Source organism: Pseudoalteromonas sp. NZS100 (assembly GCF_015864815.1).
GTDB classification, from domain to species: Bacteria; Pseudomonadota; Gammaproteobacteria; order Enterobacterales; family Alteromonadaceae; genus Pseudoalteromonas; species Pseudoalteromonas distincta.
On sequence record NZ_JADYWM010000015.1, the window covers coordinates 40,357 to 59,872 of the forward strand.

Below are 19,516 nucleotides of genomic sequence, written 5' to 3' on the forward strand. Positions count from 1 at the left end.
TAGATTGAACAAATTTCAATCCACAAAGATCAACACGCCCTTAGGGCTTTGAGACAACACACAATAAACTTAACTTATAAGCACGCTACTACTCACACTTTATTTTTGCTGTTTCAGCGCCTTGTGGTTCAAAGCTAATATCTGCAACTGAAACGCTAAGCTCTCCTGCCGTTTTAATAATAAAAGGGCTGGTTACTCTGGCAAAATCAACACCCTTTTTAGCAAAACACGTTAAATCTATGCTCATGGTTTGCCATGTATTTAAATCAGCATTTTCAAGCTCATTGGTAATATCAAGCTCGCCGCCACAGCCTTGTTCGCACTTCATTGCAAGGTATGTTTGTGAGCTAGGTATTTGGTTTACTTTATAACTAAAGCTAAGGGCTGAATTTGCTTCAATGTAGGCCACTTTATCTTCGGTAAAGTTACTATTAATTTCGATATAGCTGGCTGCAGTGCCATCAAAATTAAATTGCATCGCATCTTCTTGAATCGCTTTGTCTTCAGTGCGATAAGTAATGCCGCCGAGCTTTACACTGTTACTTGCTACTTGGTGCTGCTCGCTGTTTGAATTTAAAAACAAACGCCACGGTGTTTTAAAACTGCCATTAAATATAGATAGCGGCGCAAGGTTACTAATATCAACACCTGAGTCTTCATTTAGATTATTGCTAAGCGTACTTTCATCTTTATACGTTAAGCCAAAGCCATAGGGTAATAATGGCGAGTAATCAGCATCGCCCTTATTTACTGCGGTTTGTAGTGGCGATTTAGGCCACGAGAACGACAATTTACCTTTAAAGTCATACTGCACCTTCCCATTTTTATCCGCTAATAAAACATCAGCAATACCCTGCCCTTCAGTGCCAGGAAGCCATGCTGCTACAAATGCATCTGACGCGTTTAGCTCGCTGTTAACCCACATTGGTCTGCCCGATATAAACACCGATACCACCGCAATACCTTGCTGCTTTAATGCTTTTAATATTTTAAGAGAACGTTTATTGTTACGTTCAAACTCAAGGTTGTCTTTATCACCATGCCCCTCTGCGTATGGTTCTTCACCAAATACAACAATGGCTACATCGGGTTTGGTATTAAATTCACCCGTTGGGCTTAAAATAGCGTTACCGCCAGCAGCCTCAATTTGCGTTTTTAGCCCCGCATAAATAGACGTTGCCCCAGGAAAATCTGCATTTTGATTATTAGTTCCCTGCCACGTAATACTCCAACCACCCGATTGCTTGCCTATGTTATCGGCCGCATCGCCCGCTATAAGTATGTTGCTTGATGGGTTAAGCGGTAATAAATGGTTGTTGTTTTTAAGCAGTACTAGCGACTCTTGTACCGCTTGGCGGGCAATATCGCGATGTGCTGGCGCACCTATTAGTTTTAATTTACCTGAATATTTTCGATTTGCGGGGCTCGGTTTATCAAATAAACCCGCACGTAATTTAACGCGTAAAATACGTGCTACGGCGTCATCTATTCGCGCCATTGTTATTGTGCCCGCTTTTACTTGTTTAATTGTATTTTCATAAAGTGGCTTCCAAGCACCCGTTGGCACCATAAAAATATCAAGCCCCGCATTAACAGCCTGTGGGCAACTTTCATTTGTACAGCCTGCAACTTGTCCGTGTCCGTTCCAATCTCCTACAACAAAGCCATCAAAACCCATTTTTGTTTTTAATACATCGGTAAGTAAGTATTTGTTGCCGTGATTTTTTTTACCATTCCAGCTATTAAACGATGCCATAACCGACTGACTACCTGCGGTTAAGCCACCTATATAACCTTGCGCATGAATGTTATATAACACCTCTTCGCTATCAATGTTATCGCCTTGATCGTCACCATCTAATGTGCCGCCATCGCCTAAAAAGTGCTTAACGGTACTAATTACGCGTTTATCACTTAAAAAGTCTTCATCGGCTCTGCCTTGCAATCCGTTTACAATTGCGGCTGAATACTCACGTACAATTGCAGGGTCTTCTGAGTAGCCTTCGTACGTTCTGCCCCATCGGTCGTCGCGCACAACCGCAACAGTTGGTGCAAACACCCAATCTATGCCTGTTGCCATTACTTCTATTGCCGTAGCTGCTGCAATTTGCTCAATTAATGCAGGATTATTTGCTGCACCTAAACCAATATTGTGCGGAAATAACGTCGCCCCAATCACATTATTATGGCCATGTACGGCATCGGTGCCCCACATGGTCGGAATTTTACTGCCATCAATTGAGTCATCAACCGAGGCTTGGTACATGCTCTCAGCAAGTGTTATCCAATCTGCAGGCGTTGCATGCTTATTAGCATTCGGGAACGAGCCACCGCCATTTAAATACGAACCAAAACCGTATTTGCGCATATCTTCAACACTAATATCGCGAATTTCAGGTTGGATCATCTGCGCTACTTTTTGCTCAAGTGTCATTGTTTTTAAATACTGTGCAATTGTATTTTCAATTTCAGGGGTTTTAACTACCTTACTTTTAAGGGTTGGCCAAAGTGATAAATCCCCTTGCTCATGCTCAGTCTTTTTGACTACGGCGCTTTGGCTATTATTTGCGTTAATCTCTTGTTTATTACACCCACTTAAAACGCACAATCCTCCAATTAAAATGGGGAGCATGTGTAACCTGTTAGTGTTTAAGCTTTTTTTCATTTTTATAGCCCTGTGTTGTGTCAGTGTGATTTTGTGAGCGCCCATTTGTTATTTAAATTTAACTATTGACCTGTTTAACAATAGCCACTAACCTAAATATGGAAGCGCTTCCTTAAAGTTATTAAATACCATACTTAGTGATTAATCAAATTAAATATGGAAGCGCTTCCAATAATGAATTTAATATACGCTCTATACAAAGCAAACTTTACCAAAAAAGAAGCAGAGGTTTTCTCTTAATGAAACAATTATCTTTACCTAGTGGCTCACCACTTTTAGCCAAAAATTTTACTTATGGTGTAGCTACGGCCTCATTTCAAATTGAAGGCGGCGCAGCTGATCGCCTGCCATGTATTTGGGATACCTTTTGCAGTAAAGAAGGAAAAATAGTCGACAATTCAAATGGCGATGTAGCCTGCGAGCACTACACTCGCTGGAAAGACGATATAAACTTAATTGAATCATTAGGTGTAGACGCTTACAGACTTTCGATTTCGTGGCCACGCGTAATGACTAAAAGCGGTCACTTAAACCCAACAGGCGTTAAGTTTTATACCGACATTTTAGATGAATTAAAACGTCGTAACATTAAAGCTTTTGTAACGCTGTACCACTGGGATTTACCACAACATATTGAAGATGAAGGCGGTTGGCTAAACCGTAACACCGCTTACGAATTTGCACATTACACAGATTTAATTACCAAAGCTTTTGGGGAACGTGTGCACTCTTACGCTACCTTAAACGAGCCGTTTTGCAGCTCTTACTTAGGTTACGAAATAGGCGTACATGCGCCTGGCATAGTAGGTCGCGAATTTGGTCGTAAAGCCGCGCACCACTTATTACTGGGTCACGGTTTGGCTATGCAAGTACTTGCTAAAAATAGCCCAAATACGCTAAACGGTATTGTACTTAACTTTACGCCTTGTTACTCAGTTACCCAAAGTGAAGACGATTTAAAAGCCACTGCATTTGCTGATGACTATATAAACCAATGGTACATGCAGCCTGTAATGCAAGGTAAATACCCTGATATTATTAAGCAATTACCTAAAGCCCACCGCCCAGATATTTTAGATGGCGACATGGAAATAATTGCTCAACCGCTAGATTACCTAGGGGTTAACTTTTACACCCGCATGCATTATCAAGCAAGCGAAACCGACTTTTACCATGAGCTGCCACATAAAGCGCCAATGACCGATATAGGCTGGGAAATTTATCCTAAAGCGCTTACAGAATTACTTGTATCGTTGAACGAAAAGTACACCCTACCGCCTATTTATATTACCGAAAACGGCGCAGCCATGGCTGACGAATTTAAAGACGGTGAAATCAAAGACAACGACCGTATTGAATATTACCACGAGCATTTAAATGCCCTGCATAACGCAACCGAGCAAGGCGTAAAAGTAGATGGTTACTTTGCGTGGAGCCTAATGGATAACTTTGAATGGGCAGAAGGATATTTAAAGCGCTTTGGAATAGTACACGTAGACTACAACACACAAAAACGAACTGTTAAAGCCAGCGGTAAAGCGTACAGTAACCTAATAACTAGCCGATAATTTATCGGCTTATAACAATAAGAACACACACTGTGAACAAACTCCCTTTATACGAAAAAGTAGGTTACGCCATGGGCGATGCCGGCGCTAACTTAGTATGGCGCGGTGCGCTTGCTTATTTAGCGGTGTTTTACACCGATACATTTGGCATATCGGCAGCCGCCGCTGCCATGTTGTTTTTGGTGGTAAGGCTATCTGATGGCGTAACCGATATTATTATGGGTATGATTGCCGACAGAACGCAGTCGCGCTTTGGTAAATTTCGCCCGTGGATACTCTACTCGGCACCGTTTTTGGGCTTGTTTATGGTGTTGTGTTTTACTACACCCGACTTTAGCACCACCAATAAACTTATTTATGCCTACATAACTTACATAGGTTTAACGCTTGCTTACACCGTAAGTAACGTGCCCTACTCGGCACTTATGGGCGTAATGACACCAGACGATACAGAGCGCACAAAGCTCTCTGGTTTTAGGTTTGCAGGTGCGTTTACTGGTGGCTTATTGGTTATGGGTTTTTTACCTGAGCTAGTGGCATTTTTTGGTGGCGGCGACAACGCCAAAGGCTATCAGCTTACTATGTACTTATTTGCCAGCTTACTTATTATTTTAATGATTATAACGTTTGCGACCACCAAAGAGCGTGTAACACCGCACGCCTCAAATGAAGGGAATTTAAAATCAGAGTTGTTTGATTTAACCAAAAGCCTGCCATTTATAATCCTACCTTTGCTTGCTACCACCCTGTTTTTTTATTACCGCGATTTATACAGCGGTGTATTTTTTGCCCTTGTTATGGCTGCAATGACATTCGTTATTAAAAAATTACTCAATAAAGATAAACAAAGCTTAACGGGATCACAGCGCGATATGGTTGATCTTCTGACCAACAAACCTTGGCTGGTGTTACTCGGCATTGGTTTTTTAACTATGATGTTTAATGGCATAAAATACGGTGTAATTGCGTACTACTTTAAGTACCACGTAGCTAATGAACTCATGGCTGGGCAATACTTTATTGCTTTGTTGGTTGTATCTATATTTGGCGCACTTGCCACAGGTAAACTGGCCGAAATTATGGGTAAACGAAACCTATTTATAGCATCATTAATGCTCAGCGGCATACTCACTACTGCATTTTACTGGGTACCTAGCGATAACCTGGTTGCTGTATTTACCTTTGGTTGCGCTGCTGAATTTTTTGCCGCGATGATGCCAACATTATTTTTTAGTATGCTTGGTGATTCAGCCGATTATTCAGAGTGGAAAAACAAACGCCGCGCTACAGGCCTTATTTATTCTGCGGGTACATTTGTGCAAAAAACCGGAGGTGGTTTTGCAGGTGCATTAGTATTAGTGGTACTTGCAGGCTACGGCTATAACGGTATGGATGAGCTAACAATTACACAAGCCTTACCTGGTATGCAGCTACTTATGAGCTGGATACCTGCCGCATTTGCTTTTTTAGGCGCCGCATTGATGCTTATTTATCCGCTTACTTCAGCGATGACGCAAAAAATAACAGAAGACTTAGCAATTAGACGCAGTAATGTGTAAATTAACTTTTAATGACCCTTCGCATTTTATATTTTTTATAAAGCGCGAGTAAAAATACATATAAGCTAGGACATCAATGGCGACAATTTATCAAGTATCAGAAATGGCAGGTGTGTCTTTATCAACTGTTTCAAGGGTACTTAACGACAACGACTACGTAAGCAAAAAAACGAAAAAAAAGGTATTAGAAGCAATGAAAGAGCTAGGCTATCAGCCAAGTTCTATTGCTCGCTCTTTGGCGTCTAGCACTACAAACAGCGTCGGTATTTTAGTTTCTGAGTTGGATGGTCCGTTTTTTGGTCAAATGATGTCAGCCATTGAAGAGCACCTTCGTATTGCGGGTAAACACGTTATTATTACCCCTGGGCACAGTGACGAGAAAAAAGAAAAAAGCGGCTTTGAATTTTTAATAGGCCGTAATTGCGACGCTATTATTGCCCACGTAGAAGCGGTATCAAACGAGTACCTAATTGAGTTAAGTAAAGGCAAAACCCCTATTTACTTAATGAGCCGCTACGTTAAAGAAATTGAAGAAAACTGCATTAGCCTCGACAACGTAATGGGTGGCTACTTAGCCACTAAAGCCATGATCAACAAAGGTCATAAAAACATTGCGTACATAGCAGGTCCGCAGTTTAAAGAAGATGCGTCAAATCGTTTAAAAGGCCACAAAAAAGCCCTAGCAGAATACAACCTAACCTTTGACGAAAACCTATTTTACATAGGCGACTTTAAAGAAACTGGCGGCAGCGACGGCTTAAGGCATTTTATTCAAAATAAAGCGCAAATAACCGCCCTTGTATGTGCCAATGACGAAATGGCATCGGGTGCTATGAAATACGCCCGCGAACACGGTTTTAACCTACCAAAAGATTTAGCCATTATTGGGTTCGATAACGTAATTTTCACCAATTACCTCTATCCAACACTGACTACTATAGATAACCCAGTTCCCGAAATGGGCCGAGCTGCGGCTAACTTAGTACTTAAAGACATTTATAAAAAAAGCGGCATAACAGTAAAGCACGTGTTTCAGCCAAAGCTTATTTTAAGAGACTCAACACCCGACATTAATTAACTTTAAACCGAATTTAAATCTAGTTTAAATCTAGTTTAAAATCTAAATTATGTAATTCATTACGCACCCACTGCGTATTTAAATATTGCTCTACGTGCTGCTGCGCAAACTTTAAAAAGTGACGTGCAGCATGCGATATGTGCCTATCTGCTTGCATTACAAAAACCTATTCAGACATAAATGCTCACAAATATAAAACAATATCCACATGAAAAAACTACAATAAAAAGCATAATAGATCCGATAATTTACCAAAGTGATCGTTTTAAAGTTTATTTATATTGTTTAATAAAAAATCACTTTACTTATCTTTAATTTGGCTCTAAATTCGCGCAAATTTTATTATTAAAGTAACCTCTCAAACTTTAAAACAGTGGTTATTTACCTTGATGAGTCGATAAACACACATGGCCGAATCAGCCGCCACAAGCACCTCTAACAACCCTTTAGCACCCGTTATCGGGCTGTCATTTTTTGCTATTGCATCAGGCTTTTTAATGAGCCTTATTCCGCTGTCGTTACCTGCATTTAAACTTGATGAAAACCTAGCGCCTTGGCTTGCGAGCATTTTTTACTTTGGCTTACTTATTGGCGCCACCACAATAGAGCGCATTGTGGTAAAAATGGGTCATCGCTTGGCCTTTATATTATTTTTAAGCTTATTAATAGTAAGTGTGCTTGCACAACTTGCACTACCAAATACCGTTAACTGGTTAATTGCACGATTTGTAGCAGGTGTTGCTGTTGCCGGTGTGTTTGTCGTTGTTGAGTCTTGGTTATTAATGACCAACACAGCAAAGTCGCGTGCTAAACGTTTGGGTTTATACATGACCTCACTTTATGGGGGCAGCGCGGTTGGTCAACTTGCTATAGGGCCGCTTGGCACCGAAGGTTCAACGCCTTATTTATTTGTAGCCTCGTTATTATTTTTAGCTATTTTGGCGCCTTTATTAATAACTAAAGGTCAGCCCGAAAAACAGCACCTTGAAAAACTACCACTAAAAGAAATAAAAACATTAAGCCACCCAGCTATGCTCGGATGCTTAGCATCGGGCTTATTACTGGGCCCTATTTACGGCTTAATGCCGGTGTATATTTCAGCACAAGCTGATCAAGTTCAGTACACAGGGACACTTATGGCGGTTATTATTTTAGGCGGCATGGTCGTGCAGCCGCTTGTGAGTTACTTATCTACTCGGCTTGAAAAAAGCTTATTGATGGGTATGTTTTGTTTAGTAGGCGCAGCCGGTGCTGTGGGTATACTACAAGCAAACACTTTAGCAGGATTAATAGTAAGCTACTTAATACTAGGCGCATGCAGCTTTGCACTTTACCCGATTGCTATAACACTTGCGTGCGACTCCCTGCCAATGGCAAAAATAGTATCGGCAACTGAGGTAATGCTTTTGAGTTACAGTATTGGGTCGGTATTTGGCCCTATGCTTGCTGCAAATTTATCTGATGCACCCAACGGTATTGTGTTTTATTTAGCAGGCTGTTTAATCACTACCTGTATTTATATGTTTATTAAAAGCATTAAAAATATACGCGCGGGTAAAACCCCAGTTGCAGGCTAATTTTTAGCTTAAATACACACTTGTTCATTAACGGATTTTAGCTGTTAAACATCTTGATTTAACAGCTAAAACTATTATTTAGCAGTGAGTTTTTTATGTGGGCTCAAAAAAAACATCTTTTTCCACCCTTGGTTTTGCGTTGTAAAAAGCCACGGCATAGGCACTAACGATAAAATAGAATAATGCACATGAGGCTGTTTTCCTGCGGCATTTCCGGTATCGCCCAGTAAGCCAATTTGACTGTTTATACTTACTACATCACCTGTACTTACCGAGTAGTCATTTAAATGTGCAAAATAATGCACGCGCCATTTAGGCCCAAGCACCGCAACCACCTTACCACCACGGGTTAACTCACCTGCAAATATAACAATACCGCTTGTTGAGGCAACTACGGGAGTATTTTTTGTGCCAAAAATATCAATTCCTTTGTGCACACCCGACCTACCCCAAGGCTCGTACCAAAACGTGTTATGGTTCCAATCTTTACTTGTGGCACCTTGTACCGGAATCATTATTTTTTCGGGAATTAGTAAGCCTATAATTAGTAAAGTAGCTATTCCAATTGCAATCCACTTAAGTACTTTCACTTTTCTATCCTTGATATTTAAATAACTTATACTGGTAAATTATTAGCCATAATAACTGAACTCATCATGAGTCGTATTTATGGTTTTATTTATGAAGTTTTATTTGAATGAAATACCCGACTAACATGTACTAAGCTGATCAATTTCAAAACAGGTTTTATAAGCAATTGAGCACTGCCCGCTATAAACAGCCATGTGCCACTTTCTATTAGTGAATCATTTAAAAAGAAAAAACTGCCAATTAAAAACCACACAGCAATCAAAAAATCGTTAAACGCTCCCAGCGCTTCATATCGTCGCTGGATGGTAATATGCTCTTGTCCTAAATCTAAAATAAACTGATTACTGGGGTCCATAAGTACTGCTCACTCTTTTATTTCATAATTTACAAAGCTTGTTTTCACAAGCTAAGCCGCACCATACAATAACAAAATTTACGCAATAAAAAACGCTGGCCAATGCGAATCAGCCAACGTTTTTATTGTTTGTGCAATACTTAACTAATCGTTTATTTTTTCTCTTTTTCTAAACGCTTTTTAAGACTTAATGCAGCATCGGCGGCTAATAAACGCATAAATTCAGAGCCATTACTTTGCTCGCCTTGGCCTGCGCCTATTACAATTTCAGGCACTAAACGGCTATTGCCTAAGCTTGTAAATAAAGCAGTTTGAATTTTAACTTCTGCTTTTAGCGTTTCATCAAATACATACTTTGGATCAAGTGCAGCAGACTTAGCTCTTAAACGAGCCTCAGCTAAAACGTCCATACCTAATGCTTCTAAACGTTGTTGCTTTAAAATCTCTTCTTGCTCTTTTGCAAGCTCCGCTTTTACAGCTACTCGTTGCTGTGCAGAAATAATGGCATTTGCCTTAATTCGTTCAGCATCAATTTGCTCTTTTATTTTTAGCTTTTCAGATTCAGCACGTTGCTTAGCAATTGCTTGTTCACCTAAAGCCACTTCAGTACGCGCTTGTTGCTCTGCTTTTTTAAGGTTTTGACGCGCTAGCGCTTCATCAGCAGCAGCCTGCTTTTGGGCTTCAAGGCGAGCATTTACTTTGCTTTCGTAGTCAATATCAATAATGCTGGCATCAACTACTGTAATACCGTAAGCGCCTAAAATAGGTGCATTACGCAGTGTATTACCCTCATCATCCATTTTAATATTAATAGTGACACGTTGCTGTTTACTTAAATTACCTAAATCGTCAGATTTATCGCGCTCACCCGTACTAATAATTTGTTCAGTAACAAAAATACCGTTTGTTAATTGATCAGCAAAATCTTGGCTTAATTGACCATTACCACCAGAGTAATGTTGCTCTACCGACATCATTCGCGCCGACGCTTTTACATTTTCAGTGGTTGCACGCATTAATAAATTAGATATTAATGTTTCTTGTGAACCAAACTCTTCGTGTATTTTAAGTAAACCACGTAGAGCACCCGACTCTGCTGCAGGTACATTACCTGGTAATCTAAAACGAGAAACACCTCGTGCGCCACCTGTTGTGGTATCTAAAAATCGAATTGGTATTAGCGGTACAATTGCGCTTGCTGTTGCACCGGCATCGCCCGTAAAGTTAATCGAAATTACTTTTTTATAAGCAGATGTACTACCAAATGCTTTTAAGTAAGGGCCTGCTTGATTTATTACGGTTAAGTTACCTGTAAAAGCCGATTGATGTACTAAACGCTCATCTGCTTCATTCCACGAAACAACTTGCGATGTAAGGGTTGCTATCACGACCAATACAACAACAATTGATGACACTATAATTACATTACGACGACCAAATCGACTCATAAATGAGTCACTTTTTACTGCTGGGACTGCTTTTTCGCTATCCATTTTTATTACTCTCCATGTTTAATTTCTTTTTAACAAAGTAAATAATTTCCTGTTCACTCAAATGTGCGCAAAAGCTACCAGAGCGATGTAACTCAACAAATGTTGCAAGGATTTCTTCTTTACCTTTAGCTGTTTTATCTTGGTTTTCTTGTGTTTGATTTTTTTCTGTTAGTTGAGTGATTAGTTCATCAACTATCGTGTCTTTATCAAACAGTACGTTGTATTCCTTGGATTTTCTTACCCGACTTTTATGTACGTTGCTGTAAATTACATAAAGTGCAACGCATAAAATAATAACAAGTAAACTTAACCCTATAATATAAAAAATCATAAGCTCTACTTAAATTAGTTTAAATACTTAATGAGCAATAACAATTGTAAGCACCACTTAACAAATGTTAACCCAGTAATTTTACAGTAAACCCGAGTAAAAAACAGATTAAAAATAAAGTTCATCAGGTATATAGTTATAACCGCACATAAAAGTAAGCTTTTTCAAACAAAAAAATGCCAGTCAGTTATTAACTGACTGGCATTAAACTAATATTTATTAAAGTGCTTTTTACATTATTCGCATTGCACCCAGTCAACACCATTTTCACCGCACTCATGCAGCATTGTTCCATCTTCTCGGCGGGTATCTCTAAACCATTTCCCTTCAATTGTTTTAATAATACGTACGTTGTCTGTGGTTTTGTATTTACGCCAAAAGCTAGCATCAATAGATGTTTCGTCATCAAACTTATAGGGCATAGCAGCGAGTACGGTCACTAAATCTTGAGTTTCTAAGTCAGCAGCTTTGTCTTTAACATTTACCCAATTAGATAATGTTTGAAAGTCGGCATTTTCCTCCCTAAAGGCAAAGTCAGTTTGGTAAAACGATCCTGACTCAGTATAGCTAATGCTAAAACCTCGCTCGAACGGTGTATCTAAATTAGCACTAACGCATTCATCAGCTGTAGAAAAGTTAACCGATGGGCTTGTATTATCAACGCCATAAAGCACATTGCTTTGCTCAAAACTAACGTTCTCAATGCTAGAGCATCGGTAAGTACGATCAGCGTTAATGTAAACATTGTCTCTAACTGTTAATTTTCCATTTAACGATTCTTCGCCCCAAGGCGTATCTATTGAATCCAATCGAGACAAAATAACGTCAATTTTGTCGAGTTCGTCTGTATTTTGAAGCTTTACTTGCTCATAAATAAGTTCAGCGCCTGCAAAAATAACTTTATCGCGGTACCATGCATTTTCAAATCCATACTCTGCATCTTTTGCTGTGTCCTGGTAAATTACTGCTCTTACTTCTTCTGCATCAGGATACTGAGCATCTAGCTCTTGCTTGAATTTATAGGCCGCTTTTAGTCCCTTAACAATTGCTTGTGCTCTGTCGTAAGCGTCGCTGTCGTTAGTAGCGATAAAATCTGAGTAAATTTGCTCTGTCGACAAATTATAATGCGCAACCAAGTTTTGCATAACATTTGTTATTTCGCTTTGAAGGTTTGCAAGTAGCTCAGTATTTTCTTTAAGTGCATCACAACTTAAATTATTGTTACCACTTTTTTGTAATTGAAGGCTCAACTGCTCCCAAATAACGGTTGTTAAAGGCGATATATTTCGAATATCTTCATCAGTCAAAGCCTCAATTGAGGGTGGAAATGACATTTGATACGCTTGTGTTACCTCTCCTAAATCCTCGTCAATTGCGCCAACAGGTACATCAACATACATAGTTGAATACGGCACACACAGCGCCTGCTCTTCTGTAAAATTAAAACTATAATTACCCGATTCTTCAGATACTACAGAAGGTTCTGTTTGCTCATTAAAAGTACCATCGCCATCAATATCCAGCCATACTATTGCACCAGATACATAACCATCAATGACCTTTCCAGTAAGAGAGATAGTGTTAACTTCTACGGGATCTACTTTTACGGGATCTGGCTTAGCTACAACTGGCTCTACAACGGCCGCTTTATCACCGCCACCACATCCAACAAGGCCTAGCGTAAACGCTAATGAAATAGCTAACTGACTTTTTTTAAAAAACATACAAAGACTTCCTTTTTTGCACTTTAATTATTATTAAAAATCATATTGTTATAAGTTACTTTAATACAAAATAAGTAATGCCAATCTGCTTATCTATGGGATCTAGTTAATGTTAAGAAAATTATGCTAGAACGAGGCAAAAATTTTTGTATCTAGTTGTTCTAAATAAAATTTTAACGACGTTATAGTGCAATTTAATTTGTTAAGTTACTCAAAGATTTATGTAGGTTGGTATAAATTTAAACAACAGAAATTTATTGAATTTTTATGGGGGGATGGCAACAAGTTAACATGCCCTGTACCTATATAGTGACACAGCATGTTATATTTAGCTCTTACATTTGTTAATTAAATATAACAAATGCCAGCTATTATTAACCAATATGGACTACAGGCACCCAATCTAAAGGGCTTGAGTGATAGGCAGTATTTTGTAAATGAATGTGTATTATACATGGGTTGGTTTAGAGCCCTTCGAAAACTCTTAACCAATTATATAAGCAAACCGTTAGCATTTTTGATTCGCTCTTAAAATTGAAAAGCCACCTAACTAAGGTGGCTTATGTTTATTGCATTGTGTTTTTTAAAGTGCCTGAGTATCGTTTTCTTCGCGTTTATAAATATATGTTTGTTGGGTTTTAAAGCCAAAACCAATTGGTTCAGCGCCATTTACTAGCTTAACTTTTCCACCTTCAACATTTAAATTTGGCCCAAGTATTTCAATAGCTTTTATCGGCTTATCAGAACCTTTAACCCCAGGGCCTATTAAATAAAACTGACTAACTTGCGTTACATCCGTTGCATCATCCCAATCGCACTTACCATCCGCATCATTATCTGCACACGACGGGCCTTCCCCAAAAAATAGTTTCGGTGTATCTGGTACATCATTACTTGTTGCAAATTTCACATCGTCGTAAACCTTCGTTCCGTAATGCAAATGAAAGGCATAAAGCGAACCACCGCCACCCGTTAACGAACATTGGTTTTGCGTTGATGATGAAGATGCAGGCGTAAAGGAAGTAAAGTACGCAACCCCACCAACGACCGTTGCTGCAGCAAGGGACTTTTCGCCCGTCCCTAATTCGTATCGCCACCCTTTAAATTCGGCTAACTTAACTTCAAGATTAACAAATTTATCTACGTCATCAAGTGCGTTACCAAATGGGTCTTCATTCATTTTCATTAAATCATCTGGCACTATTGGGGCTGGAAATTCAGTAAATATTTTTGTTAGGGTGTTTTCATCACGGATCATATAGAGCTGATCTTGCTCATTAGTAGCAAGTGGGTTTGAACGATTTCCGCTACCTATAACTATTGCGTCGTACGGTGTATCTAAACGGGTGGTGATCATTTCACCACCATAATTGGTTTTAGTGACTTTACTAAACAGCGTTCTAGCAACTAATGGTTTGTAAAAAAAACGTCTGTCTTGCGACGCTAATGTACTGCCAAGCTCCGCAAGTTTAAAATGGGTAATATCACCTTCATCTTCACTAGGAATATCTACTCGCCAAATATTACCACCTGTATCGGTTGCATAAATTCGGTCGATATACCCGTCGTAATCTGAGTCAAGCGTAGTTACATCCGCTGCAATACTGTGCTCTCCGGTAAAACCATGTTCATCTGGAGTCAGCGCCCATACCTTTTCGCCAGTTTTAGCATTAACAATGTAGATACCTAGCCCGGTTTCATCTGTTGTTCTAATCGCATTATCTTTGTTTGTATCGTATCCTGCGCCAAATATTAGCAATGGATCCTCACCAAAGGCTTTAATGTATGCAATTTGAGGTTTAGACCATGTTTGCGCTAAATATTTAAATTCTTCTGAGCCACCAACAATAGGCTTATTCCATAATTTTTTAGGTTTTTTTGGGTCACTTATATCAAGCGCGTAGTAATTTTTACCGCCTCTGCGCATACCTGCAAATGCCCACACTTCATCACCATCACTTGCTCTAATAACACCATCGTTTAACCCTTCGCTATTTGAGCCTTTATTATTAAAGAACACACTTATAGGCCCATCCATGCCATACACTTTTGTATTTGCAAGATTACTACGCAAAGCAGGAATGTTTTTTAATAAGGCAGCAGGTGTAAAAGCCCACTTTTCTTCAACAGTATCGCCTTTGTCTTCAAACATATGTAAAAATCCGGCATTAGTACCAACAAGTATGTGAATACTTCCATCGCCGTAATCTATTGATACCGGCTTTGAATGCAAAGGGTCGCCAAAAATATTGATTCGCTGATCTACTGATGAGTCATCACCATCTTCATTATCAACATCAACCCCTCGTGCCCAGCTAATATCACTCTCTTGTAAAGTTAGCCCGATATTAGGAATCAAATCAGGGGCAAGATCGGTAACTGTACCTGTCGCTAAATTTAAAATGGTTTGTACTTTATCAAAAGTAAAATCAATAATACTGCCCGTTTTATCTATGTAGATTTTACGGCTATCAGGGTCTAAAGTTGATAAAAGTAAATTTACGCCACCCTGGGCTACTAAATTCCCATCTGCAGGCTTATTAGTTGGCAGCCAAAAAGTTCGCGCTTTCTCATCAATTAACCCATTTTCATCAAGGGCTATTTTATCAGTTGAATCGACTATGTTTGCGCCTGATACTTTTAGCTTTTTTAAATTCCCGCTCCAACGTGCGCCTGTTTCTGGGTAAAACATCGCAAAGTAAATTGACTCTCGGCTACGTGTTTGGTCAACATTATTACTTGCTACCGTAGGAGATGAAAAACTATCGTTAACTTCGCGTATTTTCGATATTGTATTATTAAGCGCTTCAGAAAGTTCAGTCGATGTATCGGCATGTAAGTACTCGCCGCCGCCCAATAAAGCGGTTTTTTCTAATAGCTTTTTACCATTTGTGCTCATGCCACTACCAAAACCGATAGTAAAAACGCGTCCGGTATCAGCAATCTCTGGCGTAGTATCGTACAAGTCAACTTCAACATCTCTTGTGCCATGTATTATTTGAGCTAAAGCAGCCAAATAACTACCACTTGTTTTAGATGGGTTTGAGTCAAAAGTAGATTTGTATAGAGTCTTTATAGAACTATCGCTTTCGTTATCACTCACTGGGTCGCCATCTGTCATTAAAATCAAATTAATAGAGTTATCACAACGCTCATCAGAACCTATTACTTGTTTAAAAGGAGAGATATAAGAAGAATTACTCTGGCTATAAGAAGTGGCAGTTTCAGCACTTAAGTCACGCTTGTAATCGCGGTTATAAATAGTTGAGCTATACCCATAATGAACTTTTTGACCTGTTAAGTATAAGTAAGCTTCCCATAAAGTTTCTGTAACGGGCGTATTACCATTAGCTGGCAAATTTTGTATTTGAGTTTTTACAGAGGAGTGCTCAGCCCCTAAACCAGCCATTACATACCCACCAGAGTAATAATTGAAACGCATTAACCCAAAATCAATCGAGCTGTTATCATTTACTAATTGGGTCATCGCGCTTATACCAGCATCGATTTTTCTAGGTCCACCATTAGGCAACTTAGTCTTCATACTTCCTGAAGTATCAAAAATAATAAGTACACGAGGGTTTTCGTCGGTTTCAACATTATGGTTTACGTATAGTTCTATATCTTCGGCAAATACAGAAACGCTAATACCTACCCCGAATAACAAGGCAGCTATTTTTTTTAGTTTAAATTGCATTTTTAAATCCCTTTATTTGCGCTTTTTATTTTTATTGCGCAAGTTAATAACTACTCTATTCCCTGTTTAATTTTTAGTAATATTGAGGTGGGACTAAAAATAAAACGAAAGTCATATCTAGCTATTCATCACAAAACAGTGATTAGCATCCACGTGGCGTCAATGCTATAAAATATATATTACTTCGATTTTTAAATAAAAACAGACTAAAGTCAAAGACATTAGGTTTTATTATCAATTAAAAACAACAGCTTAAATAAAACAATCCCGTTTTACTGCACAGTTGAATCATGCTAAAAAACTATATTTTTACCTATGTTTCTATATTTATAGATCTATGTTTTAGGTAACAAGTACTTACCAATATAAATTAGTAACGTAAGGCTCTAAAAATCACCTTTAAAAACACTATTATTCAGTAAAGCTGCTTTATTTGAAAGAGTGTATTTAATAGGTAACTACGGTTATTCAAACATAAAAAAAGCCCATATTAGGTGCTACCTAATATGGGCTTTTATACTCTCGCTAAATTATAAGCGCTTTATGTAATCATTCTTATAAAGATAACTCTTTTTTAGCGCGAGTTAAGTTATGTGTTACAAGTGAGTTTTTAGAAATTTGAACCGCTTCATATAAATCAGAAATACCCGCAGTGTCTTTTTGAGCCTTAATACGTGCTACACCACGGTTACTTAATGCAAACGATGTAAGTTCGCGTACTTTTAAACGCGGACCATGGCTTTGCTTAAGTAAAGCAATTGCTTGTGTACAAATAGCTTCTGCTTCTTCGTAGTTTTTTGATTCAACAGTTAAAGCACAGCTATTAAACGATTTTTCAAATGCAGGTGCTGCAGTTACAGAGTCTTCAATAACCATTAATTTATAATCACCTTGATTAGCCATTGCAGCAGCTGAGCAAGTTAATAATGAGCCAAGAGCGATGGTTTTTAAAAGTGTAAATTTCATGATTATATTCCTAATTAGTTAAGTCGTACTTGTTGCCGACAACTAAACTTTAGAGAATTAACACAAAACCGACAAACGATAAAAACAAACCTAATAAGTGAATAAATCTAACCTATAGACTTTAGTCTAATATTTGGTTTTAAATTTACCTAAATTACAAAAATTGAGTTCTTCTAATATACTAAAAAAGCCCTTAGTTTGGTTGCACTAAGGGCTCAGGAACTATGTGTAGATTTAAAAATTAAACTATTCCATGTATTTCTTTCCAATTACCTGGGTGTACCACATAGCCAAATAACGCATGCCCGCCGTATACCAATTCTGTATTCTCAGGTATCCATAACATTTGACCCGGATGAACCAAATGCGTTTCTCCATTTGCAGTTAGCTCAAAGCACCCTTCAATTACAAAAATAACTTCATCGTATAAAACGGTCCAAGCAACTTTCGCCCCTTCCCACTTAGCAAAACCCACTCCAATGTGAGGTGATATTTCTGTGCTTAAAGCACGTGCAACATAAGCCATACCAAGGGTCTCCCCTCTAACATTAAAATCTAGATTTTTGCTGTCTACTAATTTAACTTGTTTCATATTTCGCTCCGGCTTAACCATTTAGCTAAACTAATTCGGCTTTTAACACCAATACCTAAAAACGGCTCTGGAGGATTAAGGCTGGGCATACCTGTAACGTGTTGAATATCGTCGAGGGATTCTGATTGTTCGCCCATCACTAAATCTGCTAATAATGTTCCTGATACTGTCCCCCACGCAATGCCTACACCGTTATCACATGCACTGGCATATACGCCATCATCTAATTCGCCAAAAAAGTTGGTAAAATTACGAGAAATTGCATAAGTACCTCCCCACGAATGGGTAAAAGGAACGTCAATTAACTGAGGATAACGTGCTAAAAACACTTTACGGTGATCATCCTGAATCTGTTTACGCACATTTTCATTTACAGTGGAACTAGCACCGTATTTATCGACATGCTTGTAAGTATTACGAATTAATATGCGGCGATCTGCTGTCATTCTTATCGTTGTGCCAGCATGATCTGCGGGTGTTAAGCCCCAATCTAACAACCCTGTATACGCTTTCATTTCATCATCGTTTAAAGGCCTGGTCCAACTAGCAAAAGTCATGACAGGTAATAATCGATTTTTTAAAAAGCCAAACTCTCGCGTAAATATACTAGTACCAAGCAGTAACTTAGGTGTTTTAACTACACCATGCTTAGAGTGCAGTAGCCACTTCCCATGCTCTTTAGATAAGTTATTTATTGGCGAGTTTTCTAATACCTCAACATTATCAGGAAGGTTATCTCCTAACCCGCATGCTAAAGCCGCAGGCTGCACTAAATAACCACCAGGTGTGTAAATAGCGCGACTGTAATAGTTTGTACCCAATACTTTAGAAAGATCATCTCCATTTATATGTTGGTAAGGCTCACCTAAATCTTTCATTAAGTGTTCAAAATGATCTAAGTAAGCTTCACCACGCTCACCGACTGCACCTTGATATTTACCAGCTGCAGACCATTGGCAATCAATCTTATATTTCGACACTAAACTCGAAAGCTGATCTATCGCTGAGCGATTAAGCTTAAGTAGCTTTTGCTTATGCGCAGGATCTGGATGCTCTAATGAAAATTTATGCGGTAGATCAATTACAAAGCCTGAGTTTCGACCCGATGCTCCTTGCCCAATACGCTGCGCATCAATCAATATAATACGTGCATTAGGCGCATGCAAAGCTAGTCGCCTAGCCATTGCAAGTCCAGCGAACCCGCCACCTAGTACAACGTAATCGGCAGTTTGTTCACCTGTTAGTCTAGGTTTTTCTGGTGTTTTAGTTATTGCATGATACCAACCACATGTAGCATCATCGTTTGGTAAATGAATCATT

14 protein-coding genes and 1 pseudogene are annotated in these 19,516 nt (G+C 38.9%); 4 read left to right on the forward strand and 11 right to left on the reverse strand.

What is annotated here, in order from left to right; genetic code table 11:
• Positions 1-88 precede the first annotated feature (88 nt).
• A complete protein-coding gene (locus I6E69_RS14905; RefSeq protein WP_197121563.1) occupies positions 89-2,665 on the reverse strand; it encodes an exo 1,3/1,4-beta-D-glucan glucohydrolase in 2,577 nt (858 codons plus the stop codon).
• Between the two features lie 239 nt (positions 2,666-2,904).
• Between I6E69_RS14905 and I6E69_RS14910 the strand changes: the two genes are divergently transcribed.
• The 3 genes from I6E69_RS14910 (at position 2,905) to I6E69_RS14920 (ending at position 6,870) form a co-directional block, all read left to right on the forward strand.
• Positions 2,905-4,233 (forward strand): GH1 family beta-glucosidase, encoded by a 1,329-nt coding sequence (locus I6E69_RS14910; RefSeq protein ID WP_138489250.1) that lies wholly within the window; start codon positions 2,905-2,907, stop codon positions 4,231-4,233.
• A gap of 32 nt (positions 4,234-4,265) precedes the next feature.
• The gene (locus I6E69_RS14915; protein ID WP_197121564.1) at positions 4,266-5,792 is read left to right on the forward strand and encodes an MFS transporter; all 1,527 of its coding nucleotides are present in this window, start codon (positions 4,266-4,268) and stop codon (positions 5,790-5,792) included.
• A 76-nt stretch (positions 5,793-5,868) separates the two neighbouring features.
• Positions 5,869-6,870 (forward strand): LacI family DNA-binding transcriptional regulator, encoded by a 1,002-nt coding sequence (locus I6E69_RS14920; RefSeq protein WP_002961833.1) that lies wholly within the window; start codon positions 5,869-5,871, stop codon positions 6,868-6,870.
• A 19-nt stretch (positions 6,871-6,889) separates the two neighbouring features.
• Here I6E69_RS14920 and I6E69_RS14925 read toward each other — a convergent pair.
• A pseudogene (locus tag I6E69_RS14925) lies at positions 6,890-7,033 on the reverse strand (LysR family transcriptional regulator); the annotation flags it as partial.
• Positions 7,034-7,277: 244 nt separating this feature from the next.
• Here I6E69_RS14925 and I6E69_RS14930 point away from each other — a divergent pair.
• Positions 7,278-8,447 (forward strand): MFS transporter, encoded by a 1,170-nt coding sequence (locus I6E69_RS14930; protein ID WP_002961831.1) that lies wholly within the window; start codon positions 7,278-7,280, stop codon positions 8,445-8,447.
• Positions 8,448-8,521: 74 nt separating this feature from the next.
• On the opposite strand, the gene I6E69_RS14935 is transcribed toward I6E69_RS14930, so the two are convergent.
• The 9 genes from I6E69_RS14935 to I6E69_RS14975 form a co-directional block, all read right to left on the reverse strand.
• Positions 8,522-9,037, reverse strand: a complete 516-nt coding sequence (locus I6E69_RS14935; protein ID WP_002961830.1) for a M23 family metallopeptidase — start codon at positions 9,035-9,037, stop codon at positions 8,522-8,524.
• Between the two features lie 89 nt (positions 9,038-9,126).
• Positions 9,127-9,393: a YrhK family protein gene (locus I6E69_RS14940; RefSeq protein WP_002961829.1), complete on the reverse strand. Its 267-nt coding sequence runs from the start codon at positions 9,391-9,393 to the stop codon at positions 9,127-9,129.
• A 152-nt stretch (positions 9,394-9,545) separates the two neighbouring features.
• Positions 9,546-10,886: an SPFH domain-containing protein gene (locus I6E69_RS14945; protein WP_002961828.1), complete on the reverse strand. Its 1,341-nt coding sequence runs from the start codon at positions 10,884-10,886 to the stop codon at positions 9,546-9,548.
• Entirely contained in the window at positions 10,879-11,217 is a 339-nt protein-coding gene (locus I6E69_RS14950; protein WP_024595217.1) for a hypothetical protein, read from the reverse strand. Before I6E69_RS14950 ends, I6E69_RS14945 begins: the two co-directional genes overlap by 8 nt.
• A 236-nt stretch (positions 11,218-11,453) precedes the next feature.
• Entirely contained in the window at positions 11,454-12,941 is a 1,488-nt protein-coding gene (locus I6E69_RS14955) for a hypothetical protein (RefSeq protein WP_197121565.1), read from the reverse strand.
• Positions 12,942-13,524: 583 nt separating this feature from the next.
• Positions 13,525-16,638: a pilus assembly protein gene (locus I6E69_RS14960; RefSeq protein WP_197121566.1), complete on the reverse strand. Its 3,114-nt coding sequence runs from the start codon at positions 16,636-16,638 to the stop codon at positions 13,525-13,527.
• A gap of 555 nt (positions 16,639-17,193) precedes the next feature.
• Positions 17,194-17,604, reverse strand: coding sequence for a hypothetical protein (locus tag I6E69_RS14965; RefSeq protein ID WP_010553497.1), 411 nt, complete (start codon positions 17,602-17,604; stop codon positions 17,194-17,196).
• Between the two features lie 241 nt (positions 17,605-17,845).
• A complete protein-coding gene (locus tag I6E69_RS14970; RefSeq protein ID WP_010553496.1) occupies positions 17,846-18,196 on the reverse strand; it encodes an ethanolamine utilization protein EutQ in 351 nt (116 codons plus the stop codon).
• The gene (locus tag I6E69_RS14975; protein ID WP_039488163.1) at positions 18,193-19,515 is read right to left on the reverse strand and encodes an FAD-binding oxidoreductase; all 1,323 of its coding nucleotides are present in this window, start codon (positions 19,513-19,515) and stop codon (positions 18,193-18,195) included. Before I6E69_RS14975 ends, I6E69_RS14970 begins: the two co-directional genes overlap by 4 nt.
• Between the last annotated feature and the right edge of the window lies 1 nt (position 19,516).

Coding starts and splice junctions, on each gene's coding strand:
- I6E69_RS14905 (WP_197121563.1), bottom strand. CDS start 2,665: ATGAAAAAAAGCTTAAACACTAACAGGTTACACATGCTCCCCATTTTA.
- I6E69_RS14910 (WP_138489250.1), top strand. CDS start 2,905: ATGAAACAATTATCTTTACCTAGTGGCTCACCACTTTTAGCCAAAAAT.
- I6E69_RS14920 (WP_002961833.1), top strand. CDS start 5,869: ATGGCGACAATTTATCAAGTATCAGAAATGGCAGGTGTGTCTTTATCA.
- I6E69_RS14930 (WP_002961831.1), top strand. CDS start 7,278: ATGGCCGAATCAGCCGCCACAAGCACCTCTAACAACCCTTTAGCACCC.
- I6E69_RS14940 (WP_002961829.1), bottom strand. CDS start 9,393: ATGGACCCCAGTAATCAGTTTATTTTAGATTTAGGACAAGAGCATATT.
- I6E69_RS14945 (WP_002961828.1), bottom strand. CDS start 10,886: ATGGATAGCGAAAAAGCAGTCCCAGCAGTAAAAAGTGACTCATTTATG.
- I6E69_RS14950 (WP_024595217.1), bottom strand. CDS start 11,217: ATGATTTTTTATATTATAGGGTTAAGTTTACTTGTTATTATTTTATGC.
- I6E69_RS14955 (WP_197121565.1), bottom strand. CDS start 12,941: ATGTTTTTTAAAAAAAGTCAGTTAGCTATTTCATTAGCGTTTACGCTA.
- I6E69_RS14960 (WP_197121566.1), bottom strand. CDS start 16,638: ATGCAATTTAAACTAAAAAAAATAGCTGCCTTGTTATTCGGGGTAGGT.
- I6E69_RS14965 (WP_010553497.1), bottom strand. CDS start 17,604: ATGAAATTTACACTTTTAAAAACCATCGCTCTTGGCTCATTATTAACT.
- I6E69_RS14970 (WP_010553496.1), bottom strand. CDS start 18,196: ATGAAACAAGTTAAATTAGTAGACAGCAAAAATCTAGATTTTAATGTT.
- I6E69_RS14975 (WP_039488163.1), bottom strand. CDS start 19,515: ATGATTCATTTACCAAACGATGATGCTACATGTGGTTGGTATCATGCA.